Origin of the sequence: Streptococcus suis, from assembly GCF_046032515.1 — a bacterium.
GTDB lineage: Bacteria > Bacillota > Bacilli > Lactobacillales > Streptococcaceae > Streptococcus > Streptococcus suis_AL.
Genome location: NZ_JARQPJ010000026.1, coordinates 1 through 21,082 on the forward strand (window position 1 = coordinate 1; position 21,082 = coordinate 21,082).

General features: G+C 40.6%; 20 protein-coding genes. 7 read left to right on the plus strand and 13 right to left on the minus strand.

Annotated features, from left to right (window positions below; genetic code table 11):
* Nucleotides 1–106 precede the first annotated feature (106 nt).
* The 6 genes from P7J49_RS10020 to P7J49_RS10045 are packed head-to-tail and all read right to left on the minus strand — an operon-like array spanning nt 107 to nt 6,935.
* Nucleotides 107–1,849: an ABC transporter ATP-binding protein gene (locus P7J49_RS10020; RefSeq protein ID WP_408570599.1), complete on the minus strand. Its 1,743-nt coding sequence runs from the start codon at nt 1,847–1,849 to the stop codon at nt 107–109.
* Entirely contained in the window at nt 1,836–3,575 is a 1,740-nt protein-coding gene (locus P7J49_RS10025) for an ABC transporter ATP-binding protein (protein ID WP_408570600.1), read from the minus strand. Before P7J49_RS10025 ends, P7J49_RS10020 begins: the two co-directional genes overlap by 14 nt.
* Before the next feature lies 1 nt (nt 3,576).
* Nucleotides 3,577–4,551 carry a phosphate acetyltransferase gene (gene pta, locus P7J49_RS10030; protein WP_012775151.1) on the minus strand — a complete coding sequence of 325 codons (975 nt, stop codon included), beginning with the start codon at nt 4,549–4,551 and terminating at the stop codon, nt 3,577–3,579.
* Nucleotides 4,552–4,568: 17 nt separating this feature from the next.
* Nucleotides 4,569–5,462, minus strand: a complete 894-nt coding sequence (locus tag P7J49_RS10035; RefSeq protein ID WP_408570601.1) for an RluA family pseudouridine synthase — start codon at nt 5,460–5,462, stop codon at nt 4,569–4,571.
* Entirely contained in the window at nt 5,462–6,280 is an 819-nt protein-coding gene (locus P7J49_RS10040; protein ID WP_408570617.1) for an NAD kinase, read from the minus strand. The genes P7J49_RS10035 and P7J49_RS10040 overlap by 1 nt, the downstream gene beginning before the upstream one ends.
* Entirely contained in the window at nt 6,264–6,935 is a 672-nt protein-coding gene (locus P7J49_RS10045) for a GTP pyrophosphokinase family protein (RefSeq protein WP_408570602.1), read from the minus strand. Before P7J49_RS10045 ends, P7J49_RS10040 begins: the two co-directional genes overlap by 17 nt.
* Nucleotides 6,936–7,021: 86 nt before the next feature.
* Here P7J49_RS10045 and P7J49_RS10050 point away from each other — a divergent pair, with 86 nt between their 5' ends.
* The 7 genes from P7J49_RS10050 to P7J49_RS10080 all read left to right on the plus strand — a co-directional run bounded on the left by P7J49_RS10050 (nt 7,022) and on the right by P7J49_RS10080 (nt 11,857).
* Nucleotides 7,022–7,588: a CYTH domain-containing protein gene (locus P7J49_RS10050; RefSeq protein ID WP_336382560.1), complete on the plus strand. Its 567-nt coding sequence runs from the start codon at nt 7,022–7,024 to the stop codon at nt 7,586–7,588.
* Nucleotides 7,589–7,732: 144 nt separating this feature from the next.
* Complete coding sequence (locus P7J49_RS10055) at nt 7,733–8,710, plus strand: ribose-phosphate diphosphokinase (protein ID WP_012775438.1); 978 nt, start codon at nt 7,733–7,735, stop codon at nt 8,708–8,710.
* 11 nt (nt 8,711–8,721) lie between these two features.
* Nucleotides 8,722–9,837: a cysteine desulfurase family protein gene (locus tag P7J49_RS10060; protein ID WP_044751933.1), complete on the plus strand. Its 1,116-nt coding sequence runs from the start codon at nt 8,722–8,724 to the stop codon at nt 9,835–9,837.
* Nucleotide 9,838: 1 nt separating this feature from the next.
* A complete protein-coding gene (locus P7J49_RS10065) occupies nt 9,839–10,183 on the plus strand; it encodes a DUF1831 domain-containing protein (protein ID WP_105139907.1) in 345 nt (114 codons plus the stop codon).
* Between the two features lies 1 nt (nt 10,184).
* Nucleotides 10,185–10,388, plus strand: coding sequence for a DUF4649 family protein (locus P7J49_RS10070; protein ID WP_408570603.1), 204 nt, complete (start codon nt 10,185–10,187; stop codon nt 10,386–10,388).
* 134 nt (nt 10,389–10,522) lie between these two features.
* Complete coding sequence (locus P7J49_RS10075) at nt 10,523–11,161, plus strand: redox-sensing transcriptional repressor Rex (protein WP_002935251.1); 639 nt, start codon at nt 10,523–10,525, stop codon at nt 11,159–11,161.
* A 3-nt stretch (nt 11,162–11,164) separates the two neighbouring features.
* Nucleotides 11,165–11,857 (plus strand): gamma-glutamyl-gamma-aminobutyrate hydrolase family protein, encoded by a 693-nt coding sequence (locus P7J49_RS10080; protein WP_408570604.1) that lies wholly within the window; start codon nt 11,165–11,167, stop codon nt 11,855–11,857.
* Here the strand turns inward: P7J49_RS10080 and radC are convergent.
* The 7 genes from radC to P7J49_RS10115 form a co-directional block, all read right to left on the minus strand.
* A complete protein-coding gene (gene radC / locus P7J49_RS10085; RefSeq protein WP_002935253.1) occupies nt 11,854–12,534 on the minus strand; it encodes a RadC family protein in 681 nt (226 codons plus the stop codon). The genes P7J49_RS10080 and radC overlap by 4 nt on opposite strands.
* A 1,007-nt stretch (nt 12,535–13,541) precedes the next feature.
* Nucleotides 13,542–13,676 (minus strand): hypothetical protein, encoded by a 135-nt coding sequence (locus tag P7J49_RS10090; RefSeq protein ID WP_266597168.1) that lies wholly within the window; start codon nt 13,674–13,676, stop codon nt 13,542–13,544.
* The gene (locus tag P7J49_RS10095) at nt 13,657–14,937 is read right to left on the minus strand and encodes a glucosyltransferase domain-containing protein (protein ID WP_408570605.1); all 1,281 of its coding nucleotides are present in this window, start codon (nt 14,935–14,937) and stop codon (nt 13,657–13,659) included. The genes P7J49_RS10090 and P7J49_RS10095 overlap by 20 nt, the downstream gene beginning before the upstream one ends.
* A gap of 90 nt (nt 14,938–15,027) precedes the next feature.
* A complete protein-coding gene (locus tag P7J49_RS10100) occupies nt 15,028–16,848 on the minus strand; it encodes a glucosyltransferase domain-containing protein (RefSeq protein ID WP_408570606.1) in 1,821 nt (606 codons plus the stop codon).
* A 113-nt stretch (nt 16,849–16,961) separates the two neighbouring features.
* Nucleotides 16,962–18,440 carry a nucleotide sugar dehydrogenase gene (locus P7J49_RS10105; RefSeq protein WP_408570607.1) on the minus strand — a complete coding sequence of 493 codons (1,479 nt, stop codon included), beginning with the start codon at nt 18,438–18,440 and terminating at the stop codon, nt 16,962–16,964.
* Nucleotides 18,441–18,556: 116 nt separating this feature from the next.
* Nucleotides 18,557–20,053: a polysaccharide biosynthesis C-terminal domain-containing protein gene (locus P7J49_RS10110; RefSeq protein ID WP_408570608.1), complete on the minus strand. Its 1,497-nt coding sequence runs from the start codon at nt 20,051–20,053 to the stop codon at nt 18,557–18,559.
* A complete protein-coding gene (locus P7J49_RS10115) occupies nt 20,050–21,081 on the minus strand; it encodes a glycosyltransferase family 2 protein (protein WP_408570609.1) in 1,032 nt (343 codons plus the stop codon). The genes P7J49_RS10110 and P7J49_RS10115 overlap by 4 nt, the downstream gene beginning before the upstream one ends.
* Nucleotide 21,082: the final 1 nt, after the last annotated feature.

Sequence of the window (21,082 nt, forward strand, 5' to 3'; positions counted from 1 at the left end):
GGCTCTTTCTAGATACTTTTCATTTTTTAATCAGTTCGATTGTTTTTACTTGACAAAGGGCTTTACATATCAGTCATCTAAAACCGTAATCGGTTGTAAGTCTAATTTATCTAACACTTTCATCCTCCTCTGTCTGCTGACTTGTTTGCATTTGAGAATAAACGCCTTGTTCAGCCATCAATGCTTCATGATTCCCTTGTTCAACAATTTTTCCATCCACCATGACCAAAATCAAGTCAGCTGATTGAATGGTTGATAGGCGATGAGCAATAATAAAGCTGGTCCGTCCTTCCATCAATTTGGCAAATGCTTCCTGTACTAAAATTTCTGTCCGTGTATCAATAGAGGAAGTCGCCTCATCTAAAATCAGGATTTTAGGTATTTTAACAAAGACACGCGCAATAGACAAAAGCTGACGTTGTCCCTGGGATAAGGCTTCACCTCCATCTGCTAAAAGCGTATCGTACCCCTGCGGAAGCTGACGAATAAAGAAGTCTGCATTAGCTGCCTTAGCCGCCTCAATGACCAATTCCCGCGTGGCATTTGGATAGCCATAGGCAATATTATCATGAATGGTACCAGATTTAATCCATGTCTCCTGTAAAACCATCCCAATCTGTCTGCGAAGATCCTCACGACTGTACTGGCTAATCGGAACTCCATCTAAAGTAATTTGACCAGCTGTTACATCGTAGAAACGCATAAGCAGGTTAATCATGGTTGATTTACCAGCACCAGTAGGTCCAACAATGGCTACCTTTTGTCCAGCTTTGACAGCAATATCCAGATGTTCAATCAGAGAACGGTCAGGACTATAGGAAAAAGACACATTTTCAAAGGAAATAGCTCCCTTCAGCTCCTCTGAATCAATTTTCCGCTCAGCCTGATCGTCAATGCTATCTAGAGCCAAGATAGCAAACAGCCTGTCTGCACAAGCTAAGGCGCTCTGCAATTCCGATAGGACCGAGGAAATATCATTAAAAGGCTTGCTGTACTGACTAGCATAATTGAGAAAAGTTGTCAGAGACCCCACTGTAAAATTTCCTGCCATAATTCTCAGAGCTCCAAGTCCTGCAAGTAAGGCATAAATAATAGCATTGATAAACCGCGTACTTGGATTGACCGTTGAAGAGGCAAAGATAGCCTGTTGGGAATAGGTCGCATACTGTTCATTCACAACTTGAAAACCTTGCGTAAATTGCTCTTGAGCATTGAAAGATTGGATCAAGGTCAGTTGACTGATGGACTCTTCCAAATGCTGAGATTGCTTCCCACGTGCCTGAGTCTGTTGTCTATAATAACCATAGGATTTCTTAGCGATATAGCGTGCCACAAGCAGAGAAACTGGAGTTAATGCCACAACCAGCAACATCATCGTCAAGTCAAGCCTAGCCATAGTGAAAATGGTTAGGAAAATGGTCAAAATACCAATGAAAAATTGATTGAAAATCATCAAGAGACCATTTGTTAATTGCTCACTATCACTTGAAAAACGGGCTACCAAATCACCAACTGAATGACGATCCAGATGAGATAGGGGCATCTGGTGCAGCTTCACATAGACCTGTTCACGCAAATCGGCCACCATTCCGTAAACCAAGCGATTGGTTACCAAAGGTAAGTACCATTGCAGCAGCGTATTAAGCAAGATAACCATAACCATTTTGCCTAAGATACCGAGCAAAACCTGACCATCTGCTATCAATACTGCATCGACTGCCTGACCAATCAAGATAGGCAGATAAACTGTCAGAAGCACCTGCACCAAAGTTCCCACCAGCATCAAGGACATTCGAAGGGGCTGGTGTAAAACCAATCTGACCAGTTCCTTAAAACTAGATTGTCTCATAGCTATCCTCCTCTCCTTGTTGTTGCGATTGGTGAATTTCTTGATAAATAGCAGAGCTTCTCAGCAAGTCCTCATGGCGACCAAGTCCAACTTGACGCCCTTGTTCCAAGACTAAAATCTGATCAGCTGTCCGTAAACTATTGGTTCTTTGTGACACCATGATTAAGTTCTGACCTGGTAATTCCTGGCGAATAGCAGCTAATAATCGACTCTCCGTCAAATAATCCAGAGCAGAGGTCGCATCATCCAAGATTAAAATCGGTGCTTTCTGTAAAATAGCGCGTGCAATGGTCAAACGTTGACGCTGTCCACCAGAAAAATTCTTCCCAAAGGCTTCGACAGGGCTATCCAAACCACCTTTATCCTCTATGAAAGATTTAGCCTGTGCAATTTCTAATGCAGACCATAGGTCACTATCAGATATTTCTTCCAATCCTAAAGATAAATTAGAACGAATAGTTCCAGCAAAAAGCTGAGCCTGTTGCGGAACGATAGCAATTTGCTGCCGCCATTCTTTTAAATTCTTGGGACTTTTTCCATCAATGAAGAGAGAGAGCTGATTTGTTGGCACTGAATAGAGTGCCTGCAATAAATCAACTAGGGTAGACTTTCCTGATCCAGTCCCTCCGATAATTCCCATGAATTGCCCCTTGCGCAGTTCAAAGTCAATGCCCGACAATGACTCTTCAGCTGAATTAGGGTAAGCAAACGTAAGGTCATGAACTGAGAAAACCAAGTCTTTGTCCCTACTATTAACCACAGGCAAATCAGCTTCTACATTCTCAGATTCTTGATCGAAAACCTCTTGAATGCGTTGGGCTGAAATGTAGGTCTGATTAAGAGTAGACACAACCATAATCATCTTAACTAGCTCAACCAAAATTTGAAGGAGATAGTTGATGAGGGCAACTAACATCCCTTGTTCCAGAAGGTTGTCTGAAATGGCTATATTTCCCTGCCAGATGAGAATGAGCAAGGTTCCGTTTACTACAAGAAAAGTCAATGGAGATAAAAGACTCGACCAAAAACCAGCATCTAGCTGTTGCTTCTTGTACCGTTGATTAATGACTTGAAAAGTCTTGATTTCTCGCTCTCTTTGCCCAAAAGCACGAATCACTCTCCAACCAGTTACCGTTTCACGTACCTGCCCTACTAAACCATCTAATTCCTTTCGAATTGATTGGTAAATACGGCTGGTCATGACTGAAATTCCTGCTACAATAACAAGTAAAAGGACAATCATACCTAGAAAATAAACAGATAAAGTCGGACTAATATAGAAGGACATGATCAGAGAACCAAATACTACAATGGGAGCACGTAAAAACAAGCGCAAAAAAGTATTGATTCCCGTTTGAATCTGTAAGGTATCACTTGTCAGTCGATTCAGTAAACTTGAGGAGGAAAGAATATCTCGACTAGATTTTGGAAGCGATAGGACTTTCTGATACAAATCATTGGTAAGCTTCTTAGTTACGCCAACTGCTGCCTTGGCGGAAAAATATTGCGCTATTAGTGAAACAATAATTCCAATACATGCTAGACCAACCAGTAAAAAAAGCATAGCAACCAGGTTTCCCCGGCTGCCATTTGGAATAATTGTATCAACGATATAGGCGATAATTAATGGTACCAAAAGCTCAAAACAAGCTTCCAATAGTTTGAAAACTGGACCTAATATGGATTCCTTAATATAGTCCTTAAAATATCGTGATAAAAATTTCATATTAACGGTGCTCCAAAGCCTGAACCGCAGTAATCAAGGTCAAGTTGTAAACATCATCAGGGTTACAACCACGAGACAAGTCGTTTACAGGCTGATTCAAACCTTGTAAAACAGGACCTACCGCTGCAAATCCACCCATACGTTCGGCAATTTTATAACCAATATTACCAGCTGAAATACCTGGGAAGATAAATACAGTCGCTTGACCAGCAACGCTCGAACCTGGTGCTTTTAATTTACCTGTAGCAGGGACAAAGGCAGCATCAAATTGCAATTCACCGTCCAAATCCAACTCCGGACGCAATTTTTGAGCAATTTTAGTTGCTTCAACCACCTTATCAACTTTAGGACCTGAGCCAGAACCTTTTGTTGAATAGCTAAGCATTGCAACTTTTGGATCAATACCAAACATTTTAGCAGTACGTGCTGAGTTGATCGCGATTTCTGCCAAGGTTTGAGCATCTGGATCAATGTTGATAGCACAGTCACCAAAAATATAACGCTCTTCACCTTTTACCATCAAGAAGGCACCTGATGTTTTCGATACACCTGGCTCTGTTTTAATGATTTGAAGAGCTGGACGAACTGTTGAAGCGGTTGAATGAATCGCACCAGATACCATACCTTCTACTACGCCCATATATACCAACATAACACCAAAGTAGTTAACATCTTTCAACAACTCATGTGCCTGCTCTTCTGATACCTTACCTTTACGGCGCTCTACCAAAGCAGCTACCATCTCATCATATCTATCATAATGAGCTGGGTCAATAATTTCAAAACCTTCTGTAATCCCTTCAATGTCAAGGTAAATCTTAATACGATCCGGGTTTCCAAGCAAGACGGGTACTACATCCGACTCATTTACCAAACGTTTTGTCGCTTGCAAGATACGTGGTTCTTCACCTTCTGGCAATACGATACGTACTTTTTTACCCTCTAGCTTTGTAGCTAATTGCTCAAAAATTTTCATGAACAAACTCCTTAAATTTATTTACTTATTAACTGATTGATAACAGCCTGAAAATCCTCAGGAAGCGGTGCTTCCAAATCAATCCTTTCGGCTGAAAAAGGATTGTCGAAGGCTAAATTATGACAATGCAAGGCTTGACGTTCTATCCCACATTCCAAACTTCCACCATACATATCATCTCCTAACAACGGAAATCCAATGTGAGAAAAATGAACACGAATCTGATGAGTCCGCCCAGTATGTAGTTGAATATCTAATAAATGAATATCTCCCCACGATTGCACAACACGATAGGAAGTATGAGCATATTTTCCATTCTTTGTCACACAACGAGTAATGATGCTATCTTCTGGACGACCGATAGGAGCAATAATATCCCCTGTCTCTTCTAGCTGCCCATTCCCCTTCACCAAAGCATAATAACGTTTATGAATAAGCTTGGCCTGTAACTGCTTATCGAGTCGTGCATGGGCATAGCCGTGCTTGGCAAACAGCATAACGCCTGATGTATCCCTATCCAGACGAGTCACAATATGAACCTGCTTATTCTCATAATTCTGCTCAATAAGATAACCTTTTACAAAATTTGCGATTGTGGATGAATGCAAGGCAGAAGGAATGGAGGCGTAGCCAACCGGCTTATTTATCGCCAGAAAATGATCATCTTCATAGACAATATCCAACGGAAAGAAAATCGGTTTTAAACTACCAGTCAAATCCTCCTCAGCTGGTATGTCAATTGTAACCCTATCTCCAATATCTAGCAAGTAAGTTGCATTGCGTTCGATATCATTGACCCAAATATTGCCGCCGGTATACTTAATCTTCGCTAATAGGCCTTTAGAGACACCGTGTTTTTTAAGGAAAGTCTTTATTTTCGTATGCTGGTCAGCAATGAATTCAAACCGCATTACTCCACCTCTCCAATAAAGGCGTCCTTAACCCGATTCCAAAAACTAGTATGACTCGGTGTTGCAACAAAGTGAATCTTATACTGATCAATCTGGTACTCAATTTTTTCAATGTTGTCATAGACATAGGTCTTATTATCAACAGCAATTGAATAGCGATCACTGTGCTTGGGTTCAATCACAATCTTGTCTTTTTTAGGGACAACAACGGATGAACCTAAGGTGCGGTAAACACGATTGTTCAAACTTGCCACTTCTGCTATTTGCAAGGCTTCAATGGTCGGATGCAAGACCGCACCACCTAAAGACTTGTTGTAAGCTGTTGAACCAGTTGGGGTCGAGACAGAAATCCCGTCACCTCGAAAACGTTCAAAGGGAACATTATTGATGATAATATCTGCCACCATCGTTTTAGATAAACGCTTGATTGTCGCTTCATTTAAGGCACGCGCCTCTACAATGCGACCATCTGTCATCTTGACCTTAACATTTAAAATCGGATACGATACTCTAGCACCTGTATCAAGCTTAAGATTTTCAATCAGCTTGTCCACTTCAAAATCGCGATAATCTGTATAAAACCCCAAATGACCCGTGTGAATTCCTACAAAACGTACACGATCAATCAACTTTTCATATTTGTGAAAAGCAGATAAAAGCATCCCATCTCCACCGATAGAAATGACAATATCTGGATTTTTGGGTGTCAAAATAAAATTTGCTTCTTTTAACTTTGTCCATAATTCTTTGGACACCGCTTCACTCTTAGGATTTCGACTAGCGAGCAGAGCGATTTTTTTTCTACCTGTATTCTTCATCTGTATCATCACTGTTGCCCACACCGTCATTCAGTTTGCGATAGGCAGGATCAAATAAGGCCTGCGCTTCTTGAATGTCGTTGCGGATTTTTCGCATCTCCTCATCTAATTCATAGGCAATTTTTGCTGTAACTTCCAAGCGTTTCTTGATTTCTTCTGGAAAATTCCCCTTATATTTATAATTCAGAGAATGTTCAATTGTAGCCCAGAAATTCATGGAAAGGGTTCGAATCTGGATTTCTGCCAGAACCGTCTCGTTGCCATTTATAGTATCCACAGGATACTCAATCACCACATGATATGAACGGTAGCCAGAGGCTTTCATATTGTTGATGTAATCCCGTTCATGCACAATTTGCATATCCTTGCGTTTCCGCAAAATAGCTAATACTTCTTCAATGTCGTCCACAAATTGAACCATAATCCGAAGACCGGCAATATCTTGCATATCTTGAGCAAGATTTTCCAATTTGATATGTCGCAGGGACATTTTTTCTTTAATGGATTCAATCGGTTTTACCCGTCCTGTGACAAACTCAATTGGAGAATGCCGATTAGCCTTGCGATACTGCTTGCGAATCCCCCGCAGTTTGATTTTCAATTCACCAACTGTCTGAATATAGGGGTCTAAAAATTCTTCCCAGTTAAAGTCCATATGGCCCCTTTCTTGTCAAAACTTTTAAATTGTATTAGAATAACACAAAGATTAATCTATTATAACACATTGAAAGGGTTTACTGCATGAAAAACCACCTTGAAATTGAGTACAAAACCTTATTGACCAAATCCGAATACAAACGCCTGCTTACTGACTTTTCAGATGTGAGCCCAATTCTTCAAACAAACCACTACATTGATACCCCAGACCTAGATATGAAGAATCACCGCTTTTCACTTCGTATTCGTACATTTGAAGACTCAGCAGAACTAACCTTAAAAATTCCACAAGAAGTCGGAAATCAAGAATATAACCAAGCTCTAGACATCCAAACTGCTCAGGATTTACTGGAAAATTTTCAACTACCAGCAGGACAAATTTCTGACATTATTTCTGCAACAGAGATTCCACTTGATAAACTTGCTGTCTGGGGAAGCCTCACGACAAAACGCTATGAGAAACAGACATCTATAGGTCTTATGGCCCTCGATGAAAATGATTATGTGGGACAAAAAGATTATGAATTAGAAGTCGAAGTGACCGATGCAGATGCAGGGAAGATTCTGTTTGATGAATTCCTTAAGAAGAAATCAATTCAGTTCAAATATGCTAGCAGTAAGGTTGCACGAACAGCTGCCTACATGAAATAACTATAAAAAATCAGCCAAATAAGGTTGATTTTTTAGCTTCACTACTGAAAATTTTTCATTTTTTTGATAGAATAGAACTATCTATTGTAAAAAATACTTTTATGTCATCATAAAAGCTCAGTGTGTAAAAGGAGTTACTTTAAAATGGTACAACCACTCGGTGAACATAACATTAAATTATTCTCACTCAATAGCAACCGTGATATTGCTGAAAAAATTGCTGATTCTGCTGGAATTCCTCTTGGAAAACTGTCTTCTCGTCAGTTTTCTGATGGTGAGATTCAAATTAACATTGAAGAATCTGTACGTGGCGTAGACGTCTACATTATCCAATCAACAAGCTATCCGGTCAATAATCACTTGTGGGAATTATTGATTATGATCGATGCTTGTAAACGTGCTAGTGCCAACACCATCACAGCGGTCATCCCTTATTTTGGCTATGCTCGTCAAGACCGTACCGCTTCTCCACGCGAACCAATTACAGCTAAATTAGTTGCAAATATGCTGGTTAAAGCTGGTGTCGACCGTGTATTGACTCTTGATTTGCACGCTTCACAAATTCAAGGTTTCTTTGATATTCCAGTGGACAATCTCCTTACAGAACCACTTTTTGCAGCCTACTACATGGAAAAAGGACTCTGCGGAGAAGATGTCGTCATTGTGAGTCCTAAAAATTCTGGTATCAAACGCGCGCGTAATATCGCTGAATTTCTAAATGCACCGATTGCGATTATCGACTACGCTCAAGATGATTCTGAACGTTCTGAAGGCTATATTATTGGTGATGTTGCTGGTAAAAAAGCTATTTTGGTGGACGATATTCTCAATACTGGTCGCACTTTCTCACAAGCTTCAAAAATTGTCCAAGAAGGTGGTGCTACTGAAATTTATGCAGTTGCCAGCCATGGTCTCTTTGCGGGAACTGCAGCCCAACTCTTAGATGAAGCACCAATCAAAGAAATATTAGTTACCGATTCTGTTGCAAGCAAAGAACAGCATCCTAAAAATATCGCCTTCCTAACAGCTAGTGACTTGATTGCAGATGCCATCCACCGCATCCAAGAACATCAGCCACTCAGCCCACTTTTCAAATTTACTAGTCCTGAAAAAGAAAACTAGGAGTAAACTCTTTGATTTATTTAGATAATGCAGCAACCACTGCTCTATCTCCTACTGCACTCCAACGGATGATGGAAGTGGCTCAAGAAAATTATGGAAACCCCTCCAGTATCCATCAAAGCGGTCGAAAAGCCAATCAATCTCTTAGACAAAGTCGTCAAGAGATTGCTCAGATTCTCTCCGCCTCTCCTGAACAAATTATTTTCACATCTGGAGGCTCCGAAGCTGATACTTTAGCTATTCAAGGCTATGCACTTGCACATCAATCCAAAGGAAAACACCTGATTACTACGGCTATCGAACACCATGCTGTCCTCCATACCATGCAATATCTAGAGGAGCGGTTTGGGTTCGAGGTAACCTATATCCAACCAGTCGATCAAGTAATCACCGCTCAACAAATTCAGGATGCCCTTCGACCAGATACTATTTTAGTCAGCGTCATGTTTGCTAACAATGAGACCGGTCAGCTACTTCCCATCAAGGAAATTGGAGAGCTCCTAGCCGATCATCAGGCCGTCTTTCATGTAGATGCTGTCCAAGCAATTGGAAAAATCGCAATTTCTCCCTCTGACTACGGAATTGACTTCCTCGCGGCCTCTGCCCATAAATTCCATGGTCCAAAGGGGATGGGATTCCTGTATAGTAAAGTTCATAAATTTGATTCCTTGATCCACGGCGGAAAGCAGGAACAGCAACATCGAGCAGGTACTGAGAATCTCCCTGCCATTGCTGCTATGGCGACTGCCCTAACAGAACAATATGAGTCCTTAGATACGCATCATAAGCATGTCAGTGAACTGCGACAACATATTATCGAGGGATTGTCTGGCTTAGACTATTATCTCAATCAGGCTGGACCTCATCTCCCTCATGTCCTTAATATCGGTTTTCCTGGTAAACTTAATGAACAACTACTCATGCAACTAGATTTGGCAGGTATCGCTGTTTCTAGCGGTTCCGCATGTACGGCAGGTGTTGTCCAAAATAGCCATGTTTTAGAAGCTATGTATGGAAAAGACTCCCATCGTCTGAAAGAATCCATTCGTATCAGCCTATCTGAAATTAATACAAAAGAAGAGATAGATACTCTCATCATCGAACTAAAGAAAATACTTGGAGGTTAAAATGGCATTCCAACAATCAGTTACCTTAAAAGATTGTAATTTTACTTATCACATTAACCCTGCTATCAAAAAATATACACTCCGTGATAACACCTTTGAACAAAGCAAAGCAGGTCACTATCAGCTTACACGTCTTCTGGAAGAAATTCCAAATTCAAACCAAGGATTCCTCTTGAAAATTATTATCAATCAAGACCTAACTGGTTTTAAAATTAACATTACCGACAAGTCTGGTCTTCATCTGGTAAACATTTTTAAGCCAGAAAGTAACAAGGTTATTCAAGAAAAATTCTATTTCCTCATGGATAGCTTGATTGACCGTGACATCTTTACAAAAGAGGGTTAGTATGATTGAAATTCACTATCTTGACGCTTACAAGCAAGAACGTATCCAAACATTTGAGAATAAAGATGCAGCCATTCTGACTTTTTCCGGTTGCTTAACCCTCCCAGACTATTATCCAGTTACCAGCATTACACAAGACGGACAAGCTCTAGATTACAAAGGGACAATCGGGGATCTCTATCGCTATTTACAAACACTAGATTAGACAGTTTCCTGTTTAATCTTTTTTTAAAATCAATCTGTTGATTTTTTCACAAACTTGGACTAGAATAGAATAAAGAACTGTTTAATATATAAATAATCGATAAAGCGTATTCTATCGAAATAAAGGAGTCTAAAGTGAAAAACGATAAAAAATCTGATATTCCACGCGCTACTGCCAAACGGCTATCCCTCTACTATCGCATTTTTAAACGTTTCTATGCAGGAAATATTGAAAAAGCTAGTTCAAAAGAAATTGCCGAAGCTATCGGAATCGACTCAGCTACCGTCCGCCGAGATTTTTCCTATTTTGGAGAGCTTGGTCGTCGTGGCTTTGGCTACAATGTCAAAGAGTTGATGGATTTCTTTGCGGATATTCTAAATGATACCTCCATCACCAATGTTATGCTTGTTGGAGTCGGGAATATGGGGCGGGCCTTGCTACACTATCGCTTCCACGAACGAAATAAAATGAAAATAGTCATGGCTTTTGAGGCAGATGATAATCCAGCTGTTGGAACGACAGATGAAAATATCCCAATCCATGCAATCTCAGAAATCAAGGAACGTATCAGCGAAGCAAACTCTCAGACAGCTATTCTAACGGTACCCAGCGTCAAAGCGCAAGAAGTGACTGATATTCTTGTTGAAGCTGGTGTTAAGGGAATTCTGAGCTTTTCACCAGTTAACTTGTCTGTCCCAAAAGATGTCGTTGTTCAGTATGTTGATTTGACTAGTGAATTACAGACACTACTCTACTTTATGCGAAAAGGATAAGCAATGAAAAAACCAGTTATTGGTATTTCTGGAAATGAATATAAAACAGGGGATCATACAGAACCCCTGCTTTCTTATACCCAGACTTGCCTCGTACAAGCTATTGAAGATGCTGGTGGGCTCCCACTCATCCTTCCAGCTACAGAGCCAGATTTGGCAAAATATTATATCCATCTTATTGACAAACTCATCCTAACAGGAGGACAAAATGTCCAGCCAAGTTACTATCACGAAGAAAGAACTATTGACAGCGATAATTATCTACCAAAGCGTGACGAGTTTGAATTGGCCCTCATAAGGGCTGCCCAAGAAAATCAGAAACCTATCTTCGGTATCTGCCGAGGTCTACAGCTCTACAATGTAGCTCAAGGTGGTAGCCTTCATCAATCAATTTCTGAACATTGGCAAGACATAGACGGACAAGAAGTCAGTCAAACGATTCAACTGATTCAAAATAGTCCACTTTACGACATATATGAGTCCGATCCGAGTGTGAACTCATTTCACCGTCAGGCTATCAAAGACTTAGCACCTGACTTAGAAATCATTGCACTATCGGATAATCAACAGATTATTGAAGCAGTTCATTCAGCCTACCCAACTAAATTTTTAGGGGTTCAATGGCATCCTGAACTACTCTACGGTCAACGTGAGATTGAAAAAGACCTCTTCCACTATATTGTCAATAAACTTTAAAATAACTCACTTTCTTCTCTAAAAGAATAGTAATCCTTATTTCCAACAATTAAATGATCTAATAATACCAGTCCTAGCTTTTCGCAGGACTCTTTTAAATTCTCCGTAAATAGCAAATCATTCCTACTAGGTTGTACTGAACCCGACGGGTGGTTATGAACGATGATAATCGATGTTGCCATACATTTTACTGCGTAATGCAAAATTTCACGTGGTTCTGCAATGCTACGATTAACACTCCCAATAAAAATCGTTTTTTGACTGATAATCTGGTTCTGTGTATTGAGATAAAGTGCAACTAAATGCTCCTGCTTCTTATGCCCGATTTCATGAATCATCTTACGCCCCAACTTCTCACTTCCCAAAATTCTCTCATTTAAGAGTAGCTCTGATTGATTGATACGTTTTCCAAGTTCAATCATAGCCTTAATTTCAATCGCCTTGACGCGCCCAATTCCAGTCAAACTTTGCAATTCTTCAATGGATAATTCTCTTAGAGCCGCTAAACTCTCCAAACGATTCAATAATTTATTGGAGAGAATAGAAACAGGTTCTTTTTTTGTCCCAGTTCTAATAAAAATTGCTAGTAATTCCTGATTACTGAGACGCTCAGCTCCAACTTCTACTAAACGTTCTCTAGGTAGAATGGCCTCTTCTTTAAATTCAATTTGATACATAATTTCCTCCTCACCTATCTATTCGTAAAATCTTGCAAAAAAAAAGAAGCCATATAAAACCAAAGAATATCTCCTCCGTCTTATACCACTTCTTTATCCGATTTTGATTGCCTTGAACAGTGAAAAGGGCTGGGGATAGCCCTTTTCAGCTTATATCCTGAAAATAGGAAAGAGATAAAGAAAGGGAGTGGGAAAGAACTCGACTAGTCTAAAAAAGAGTTCCCCTCACTTCCAAATATGTAGGTTCGGGCTAAAATAGTCCACTGGACTATTTTAACACAAACTTCGTTTGTTTTATTTCCGCGCTCAAACAGTCACTACTCTGACTGTTTGACCTCCCATCCCCGTACAGCTCCAACTGTCTGGGAGACTGTTGGAGGTTGGAAATAAGGCGAACACTGTTCGCAACAATAGTAAAGGTCATATTTGGAGTGTGAAACACGAAGTGCTGAGATTTGCAAAGCAAATCCTATCTCCCACCTTTAACAGTCTCCCAGACTGTTAAAGCCAATCAACCACTGCGCTGAGATGTTGACACGAACTCTGAGTAGTGGAGCTGGGCTTTTTGCCCAGCCTCTAGGTGTTAACTTTTCATATACCCACTACAGTTTTATTTACGTTAAAATAAGGTAAAATAAGTTTCAAGACTATTGATAAACCAAGACTTCGTCATCATCTTGGATATATATCGTCATTTAGTTTTTCTTTTATTACTTCGTTAACTCGCTTTGCCGTACTCCAGTACAGCCTGCAGCTCGTTGCCTAGTACTAAAAGTAAACTAAAAGACTATAAAAATCTCAAAGATTGACCAATTGCTGACTAAAAAATACTCTACATATGCAGAGAAACACCTCGTAGGAAGTATTCTCAAATCAAAGACAAAGTCGCTAGAATGACATTTCTAACGACTTTCAGAATGAAGACAAACATCAATCGAGATATTTGTCTTTTTTCCATCTTCTAGCCTAAATTTTTTTCTTTTTTCTAAAATAGAGGACCTTTCCCCTTAATACACCGCCATATGAATGGTATCACCTTTGATGATGATTTGGTCTGGTGAGAAGGTTGACCAGTCCTTGCTTTTAAAATAGGCTTTTATAGCGGAATCCTTCTCTGTTTTTTCAAGCTTTTCCCCTGTCATATACGTATAGATTGAAAAGTGGGTAGAGATTTGTAACGGGGCTTTTCACTAAATTCCCCGTGTTAAGTATTCCCGAATCACTATCTGTAAATGCTGAATATTGATTATCCAAGCGAGGATGTGCATCCGTATATATTACTCGCTTTGTTACTTTTATCTGCGTCTTTTCCTCATAGTCACGAACCATTTGCTGTACCACCTGCATACGGTTTTGGTCCAACTGGGTGACGACTATCTGTTGTAAAAATATTTTGTTAAATGTCAGCGAAAGGACTGCTAGATAGAGGGTGACTAGTGTACCTTTGACTAGCTTAGCCTTTTTGAAGTCTAGTCTAGCCAATAATAAGAAGAGACCAACCAAACAAGCAGCCGAATACGTAGACCGAGCACCTGAACCAGCTTTTGTAACCAAACTTAGGGCACATGGCAAAAGAAACAATAAAGGAAGAGCCAGCAAGATAAGCTTCGCCCTCGTCTTCTCTGCTGTCGCTCCTTTTAGTTGTCGTTTCACTCTCCAAAGGAGATAGCCAATGGCAAGCAAAAGGGAAAACAAGAGAAAACCATCGGGACCAATGTTGAAACCTAAAATATATGCTTTGATCAAACTTTTTAAAAGTTGTAACATTCGAGCGACTAGTCCAAGATTTTCAAGATTAAATCGACCAATGCCGAAGAATTTTAGGTAAAAAAGTGAAACAAGACCACTCACGACAAATGGGATAGAGGAGATGAGAAAGCTACGAATAGCTGTCTTAACATCTCGTTTTTCCACCGCAAAACACAGACAAAGCATCAAGTACAAGGAAGTAAAGGACTGGTAGGTGAGCATGGATACTGTCGCTAAAACGGTAGAAACCAGGAGCCAATGCGTGATCGGTTTGCAAATCCGTATATAAGTGGCAAGAATAGCCATCAATAAAGCAAACATCATCATACCACGTTCAACAAATAAAAAATAGCTGATGATAAAGGGATTGACCAAGATGATTAATGACAAAAAAGGAGCCATCAAAGAGGAAGCTAACTCAGTCTTTTCAAACAATCTCGCTAAACACCACACAGACAAGCCCAGAAAACAAAGTGCTAAACAACTTGAAATAAGCAAATAGAGTTCTGGTGCTTGATGCAGACTCCCCATCAGGATAAAGAATAAGGAAATAAAGGGACGACCATTTTTACGAGACATGTTGATGGCAGTTTCCATCCATGTGCGATTAAAATGAATATACGTATCAGCTGTAAAACTCGGATAGAAACTCAATCCAAGGACGAGTAGCAGGAACAGGATTACCCCCCTGCTACTATTTTTTTATTGTTTTCTTTTGCGGACATGCAATCTCCTTCTCATTTATCATTCAACTAGCTTGCCATCTTCTTTCCATTTAATAATAATCATCTTATCATCTCCGTAAATCGTATGATAGTAAGTATCTACTAGCATGGGAAGTTGAGTGTCGGGTATGCCTTTAATTGTTTTCACAGTAGGCAAGTGACTCAGCATTCTACGATCCCAATACTCATTATGACTGATTGCTAACATTGGGTAGGCAAGAAACTGCTTTTTTAAGGCCGGTGGCACAGGAATCTTTCCAGGAAAATATACATCTACTGTCTCTTTATTCTTAACCTGTGGTAAGTGACTCAAATCCTCATAGACCAACTGATAACGGAAGTCTTTATAGTCCTTAGAAACTGTCAAAGAATTCCCATAGACCAAACTATAGATAAAAAAGCTGTAGGCAAGGACAAGAATTGGTAAACGAAAAACAGGTCGTCCCCCCTGCTCTACTAAAACCACTCCACAGAGGACGACAACGACTGCTAAACCGTACATGGCACGAGTATGTGTCTGCGGTTCTACCAGAATGGGGTAGAAACCAAAAGATAGTAACAACATCAAGACAAGCGAGACAAGAGGTAGGCTAAATCCAATAAGATTTCTCTTTTTACGAATAAAGTACACTAGGAAACTTCCAAAAATGACCAAAGTGGAAATAAGCCACAAAGGGGTAAAACCATCCAATACCTTGCTAAAATAAGCTGTGTAATTTTTTAGGAGAAACTCAGGAATCTCCGAAAGAGCAGGAATACTTACATCAAGATAATCTTTACGAGGAGCAATCATAACAACTAGATAGAAGTACAGAGCACCTGCTCCATATCCTAACAGCGACTGCCAGAAGAAGTCAACTAACTCCTGATGCCAGCCCTTCTCCTGCCACATTCTCAGGAGTGATAGGATGACTAGCATGGGAAAAATCCCAAAAGAAGCCTGGTAGGATGTCATGACCAGTAAGCTTCCAAGAAAACAAGCTAAGACATACCATCTAGCACCTGAAAATCGAAACACAAGCGGAAAAACTGCCGCAAGAATCGAAAAAGCCATAAAAGGAGCATCAAATTTATAGCTAAGATTGACGATGAAAAAAGGATTTAATCCCAAAGGTACAAGTGCTGCTACTTCCCAAATCGTAAATACCTTTCGCTTATAAAGCAGACCTAATAGGAGGATACCAACAAGAGATAGGATAGCTACTGCTAGAATCTGACTATAGGGAGAGACATCGACCGCAAACTTGCCCCCAAAAAAATAAATAGAACTTCTATCCGTAAAAAAACGACTCCAATCAGCCCATCCACGCTGACCTACAAAAAATCGACCTTGGTCATCATCATGGTAAATATTTGCTCTCAAAAGAGCACTAATCCCAAGGAGATAAATGCCAAACAGGATGGCAAAGCTTTTCTTCGCCGAAAAGACCCACTTTTTCTTGGTCACTACTTCACATGATAGACACTGCCACCAATTGACAAGCAGTCGATGAAAATGGGACAAAACCTGAGCAATAATCGGAATAGCAAGAATCCGAAGAACGTTAGTGGTGATAAAGCTAATCCCCATCCCACTAAAAAGTTTTGTCACCATCCCCCCTACAATCAAGACTGCTAGAGGAAGATAAGTCGCATAGCGAGACCAATCATAGATTGACCCTAGCCCATTCTCTTCTGTTATATATATATATATATATATATATGCAGTCGCTATCGCTCCCAACATCACCAATAGGGCTAAGGGTGTACGATGAGTGACTGTCAGCATGAAAAAGGCTGACAGCGATAGCAAACTCGCCCATCTAGGCGGAATGATTTTCTGAACGTTCTTTAAAATCATGGGTTTCCTTTCTGAATATTAAGACGTTTTTCTTACACACTCCATCAACTTTGAAACAAGTAAACAAGAGAGTTGGTGTAGAAGCTACCTCCCCATTCTTTTATCTTTTTCATCTAATCTCTCCTAAAAATATCTCTGGTGTATACCTTATCTGCTACATCATCTAAAACAGCATCGTAGCGGTTAGCGATGATGGCATGGCTTTTCTTTTTGAAGCTGGCTAGATGATTGACCACCTTAGAGCCAAAGAAGCGGCTACCATTTTCCATGGTCGGCTCATAGACAATGACCTGTGCCCCCTTGGCTTTTATCCGCTTCATCACGCCTTGAATGGCACTCTGTCTGAAATTATCCGACTGACTCTTCATGGTTAAGCGGTAAATCCCAATCACCAAGTCTTTCTCATTCTCCTGATTATAGCTTCCATGGTCAGTGTAATCATAGTAACCAGCCATCTTCAGCACCTGATCAGCGATAAAATCCTTCCTTGTCCGATTGGCTTCGACAATGGCAGACATCATGTTTTGAGGTACTTCATTGTAATTAGCTAGTAACTGCTTGGTATCTTTTGGTAAACAGTAACCACCATAGCCAAATGACGGATTGTTATAGTGCTGACCAATCCGTGGATCCAAACCGATACCAGTAATAATATCCTGAGTATCCAAGCCTTTCAACTCTGCGTAGGTATCTAGTTCATTAAAATACGACACACGAAGCGCTAGATAGGTATTGGCAAAAAGCTTCACTGCTTCTGCTTCTGTCGCACCCATCTGTAGCAGTGGCGTATCATTCAAGGCTGCATGAGCAAGTAAAGCAGCAAACTGGCTAGAAAGCTCCTGAACCTCTTCACTGTCTGTAGCTTCGCAAGATACGATAATGCGTGATGGATAGAGATTATCGTATAGTGCTTTTGATTCTCTCAAAAACTCTGGACTAAAGAGGATACGATCCGTTTGGAACTGTTCGCGCATCCGCTGGGTAAAACCAACTGGCACTGTTGACTTGATGACCATAACCGCCTGCGGATTGACAGCCCTAACAAGGGAAATCACCGCCTCGACATGACTAGTATCAAAATGATTTTTCGAACTATCGTAGTTTGTCGGAGCAGCAATCACAACAAATTCTGCTTCAACATAGGCCGTCTCAGCATCCAAGGTCGCTGTCAAGCTCAAGTCCTTTTCAGCCAGATAGGCTTCAATATACTCATCCTGGATGGGAGAACGACCAGCCTGTAAAAGTGCCACCTTTTCCTCCACGACATCTACTGCGGTGACATCATGGTATTGTGCCAGCAGGACAGCCAAGGAGAGGCCGACATAGCCAGTCCCAGCCACTGCAATCTTCATCCGAGAAGGGATGTCTCGCTCTTTCTTTTTCTCCACATAAAAATCCGTCACATCACATGCCAATGCCTGAGCCAGCAACTCCAACTGAGCTAGACTAGGAGTATGTTCTCCCTGCTCAATACGACTGATGACAGAGCGATTGATGCCTGTCCTATCAGCTATATCTTGCTGTGATAGGCTGTCTTGACGACGTTTGTTTAGTAATGTACTAGCTAAAACTTCTAATGAAAATTGTTTCATCACATCTATCTCCTAACATGATTGATAAAATCTATTATACTATTTGTGACGAAAACAATCAAATCGTGAATTTGTTGCGATATTTATCCACAAAAATGTTTCATTTAAGAACACCATCACCCAAATACTCTTGCTACAAGTTTTTTCGTCATTTTCCGAAATTCTTGACTCAAGACCCAGTTACAGACAAATAAGAGTAAGGCTACATAGACAAGTGCTGCAAGCCCTGGAAGGATAAAATCGAGATAGCTCGTGACCTGAAATGGATATAGAAATTGAAAAGACAAGCCTACCACCACGATAAACAAAGCACCGCCAACACTCATCAAAAAAGATTTTTTACCATCTATATAGAGTATCTCTCGGCTCAGATAGTGATTATTGTAAAATAGGCGGTATAAATTGGCAACGACTGCTGCTACCGCCAAGCCCACCAGACCAACGGATAAAAACAAAACAAGAGACAAGACGATGAGCACTATAGACTCAAAAATAAAACTCTTTCGATTCCTTTCCCAATGCCCTGCCGCCTTAAAAACATAGGAAGACATCGTCCGTGCATTTTGTAAAAAGTCAGCCACAAGGTAAACATAGGCAAAGAGAGGCTGTACATAGTCTGCTCCTGAAAATTTTCTCGCATAGTGAGATAAAAATGCCATGAAGAGATAGGCCGCCACTGTATAGATAAAAACAAACCAATTATGCCAGAGATAGACCTGATGCTGGTAACTCTTTCGCGTTTCCTCGATTGATTTTGTGGCTAACTGATGCCCCAAAACAAAGTCCAGATTATTAAAAGCTGTTATAGCTAGACTGCTAAACATGGAGACAAATCTCGTATAGAGCGTAAAAACGGACACCAGTGCTAGCCCATTGAAATACGAAATAATAAAAATAGCACTGGAGTTTCGAGTGGTATAAAGGATATGGTCAATGACCGCCAGAGGGTTATTTTTCAAAGGGATAACTTCTGTCGATTCATTCTTGAGAAAAGGATAGTGTCGCTTCACATACAGCCAGATTAGGATAGGAGTTAGCAAGCCAAGTCCAGCCATCAAGCTCTTATAGCCAAGATAAGAAATTCCTGCTGTTACAGCCACAATCACAGAAAGCTGCGTCACGACCCGTATCCCAATACCGATGCTCATGGATACATAGGACTTCCCATCTGCCCGAAGCAACATCCGATGCTTGCGGCGAAACATATACTCTACAAAGGTACCGAATGCTGAAATAAGGGTCAATACAAGTATGGTCCAGCGGTCAAACGGCATCTGGATAATAAAGGGCAAACCAATCCCAACCAAAAGAGCATACAGTGCAAACATCAACCCTTGCCGCCTGAAAAACTGATCCGCAGAACTCAAAATCGCATTGACTTTCTTATAGTCCTTATCCGCCAAAGGTTTGTAAAGCTGAGCCTGGACAATGGTCGGAACGCTAGAGTCAAAGGCAGCAAAATAACCCAGATAGGCTGACAAGGTAGCCCCCAACCCTCTCAAATCTGACCCAAAATGACTGATAATCAACCCAGGAGCAATTAAGCCAAATACAATCCCAACCAGTTGAGAAAGATAGGAGGTTAAAACCGTTCTAAAAATCTTTTTTTTCATCTTTGTTTTCTCAACTTCCATATCTTTCTAGCATACCAATGATACCCTATCGCAAGATGATAGTGGTGTTTGGCAACGAGCTTCACCAGCTTTTTATAGCGGTGAAAGATGGGCATCGTATCTAGATAGTCAACACTCTCTTGAAAGTAAGGAGATTGGCCTAATTGCTTTAAAAACAGATATTTTTCAGTGTAACTTCCACTGCTTCGTAAGCCTTTTTTCAGCAACTTCACCTGATTGCGAAGGGCGACTTCTCTCAGAGATTGTTGATAAACATTTCTCTCTTCCAAAGGATAAGCCTGTAACCGCTCAAAAAGAAGAGCATTGAGATAGCTCCTAATCTGGTAACGCTTGGCTAGCGTAAGTGACATAAACTTGCTCTCCTCGTATATCCGATGAAAATAAAGATTTTCCCCAAGATAATAGGGCGACTGACATTTTTCAAAAAGGACAATCGTAGGTAAGACATCTCCAAATATACTTGAATCATGCTCGCCACATTCCTCTACTGTAGGAGCTAACTCACGTTTAAACGCCTTGTACCACATGGCAGACCCATACTGACTGTAATACCATGAGAGCAAGTCTTTTTTAGCAATCCTCTCAGACGACGTAAAAGGAAAGTCCTTACAGGCCACCTCAAAATCTGCCTGCTCTGAAAAATTATATAACACCATATCGGCATGGGTCTCTACTACTAAGTTATAAATCTGCTCCAGACAGTCCTTGCGAAGGAGGTCATCATGGTCAAGACTGACGATATAGCGACCTTTTGAAGCTTGATAACCTGTCAAACGAGATGCCAGCTCCCCTTTATTGACCGCATGCGATAGGATACGTAAGGGCTGGTCTAACCGCTCCTGAAACTCTTGGCTGATACTGACCGTCCTATCTGTCGAGCAGTCATCCACCAAAACAATCTCAAAATCTTGAAAAGTCTGATAACGACAGGATTCTAAAGCCTGTTCCAGATAAACTTCGCCATTGTAAACAGGAATATTGATCGAAAAAAAAGGTCTGTGACTCATT

Excerpts from the sequence above, each read along its gene's own strand:
- P7J49_RS10020 (WP_408570599.1), bottom strand. The coding sequence starts at position 1,849 with ATGAGACAATCTAGTTTTAAGGAACTGGTCAGATTGGTTTTACACCAG.
- P7J49_RS10025 (WP_408570600.1), bottom strand. The coding sequence starts at position 3,575 with ATGAAATTTTTATCACGATATTTTAAGGACTATATTAAGGAATCCATA.
- pta (WP_012775151.1), bottom strand. The coding sequence starts at position 4,551 with ATGAAAATTTTTGAGCAATTAGCTACAAAGCTAGAGGGTAAAAAAGTA.
- P7J49_RS10035 (WP_408570601.1), bottom strand. The coding sequence starts at position 5,462 with ATGCGGTTTGAATTCATTGCTGACCAGCATACGAAAATAAAGACTTTC.
- P7J49_RS10040 (WP_408570617.1), bottom strand. The coding sequence starts at position 6,280 with ATGAAGAATACAGGTAGAAAAAAAATCGCTCTGCTCGCTAGTCGAAAT.
- P7J49_RS10045 (WP_408570602.1), bottom strand. The coding sequence starts at position 6,935 with ATGGACTTTAACTGGGAAGAATTTTTAGACCCCTATATTCAGACAGTT.
- P7J49_RS10050 (WP_336382560.1), top strand. The coding sequence starts at position 7,022 with ATGAAAAACCACCTTGAAATTGAGTACAAAACCTTATTGACCAAATCC.
- P7J49_RS10055 (WP_012775438.1), top strand. The coding sequence starts at position 7,733 with ATGGTACAACCACTCGGTGAACATAACATTAAATTATTCTCACTCAAT.
- P7J49_RS10065 (WP_105139907.1), top strand. The coding sequence starts at position 9,839 with ATGGCATTCCAACAATCAGTTACCTTAAAAGATTGTAATTTTACTTAT.
- P7J49_RS10070 (WP_408570603.1), top strand. The coding sequence starts at position 10,185 with ATGATTGAAATTCACTATCTTGACGCTTACAAGCAAGAACGTATCCAA.
- P7J49_RS10080 (WP_408570604.1), top strand. The coding sequence starts at position 11,165 with ATGAAAAAACCAGTTATTGGTATTTCTGGAAATGAATATAAAACAGGG.
- radC (WP_002935253.1), bottom strand. The coding sequence starts at position 12,534 with ATGTATCAAATTGAATTTAAAGAAGAGGCCATTCTACCTAGAGAACGT.
- P7J49_RS10090 (WP_266597168.1), bottom strand. The coding sequence starts at position 13,676 with ATGACAGGGGAAAAGCTTGAAAAAACAGAGAAGGATTCCGCTATAAAA.
- P7J49_RS10100 (WP_408570606.1), bottom strand. The coding sequence starts at position 16,848 with ATGATTTTAAAGAACGTTCAGAAAATCATTCCGCCTAGATGGGCGAGT.
- P7J49_RS10105 (WP_408570607.1), bottom strand. The coding sequence starts at position 18,440 with ATGAAACAATTTTCATTAGAAGTTTTAGCTAGTACATTACTAAACAAA.
- P7J49_RS10110 (WP_408570608.1), bottom strand. The coding sequence starts at position 20,053 with ATGAAAAAAAAGATTTTTAGAACGGTTTTAACCTCCTATCTTTCTCAA.
- P7J49_RS10115 (WP_408570609.1), bottom strand. The coding sequence starts at position 21,081 with ATGAGTCACAGACCTTTTTTTTCGATCAATATTCCTGTTTACAATGGC.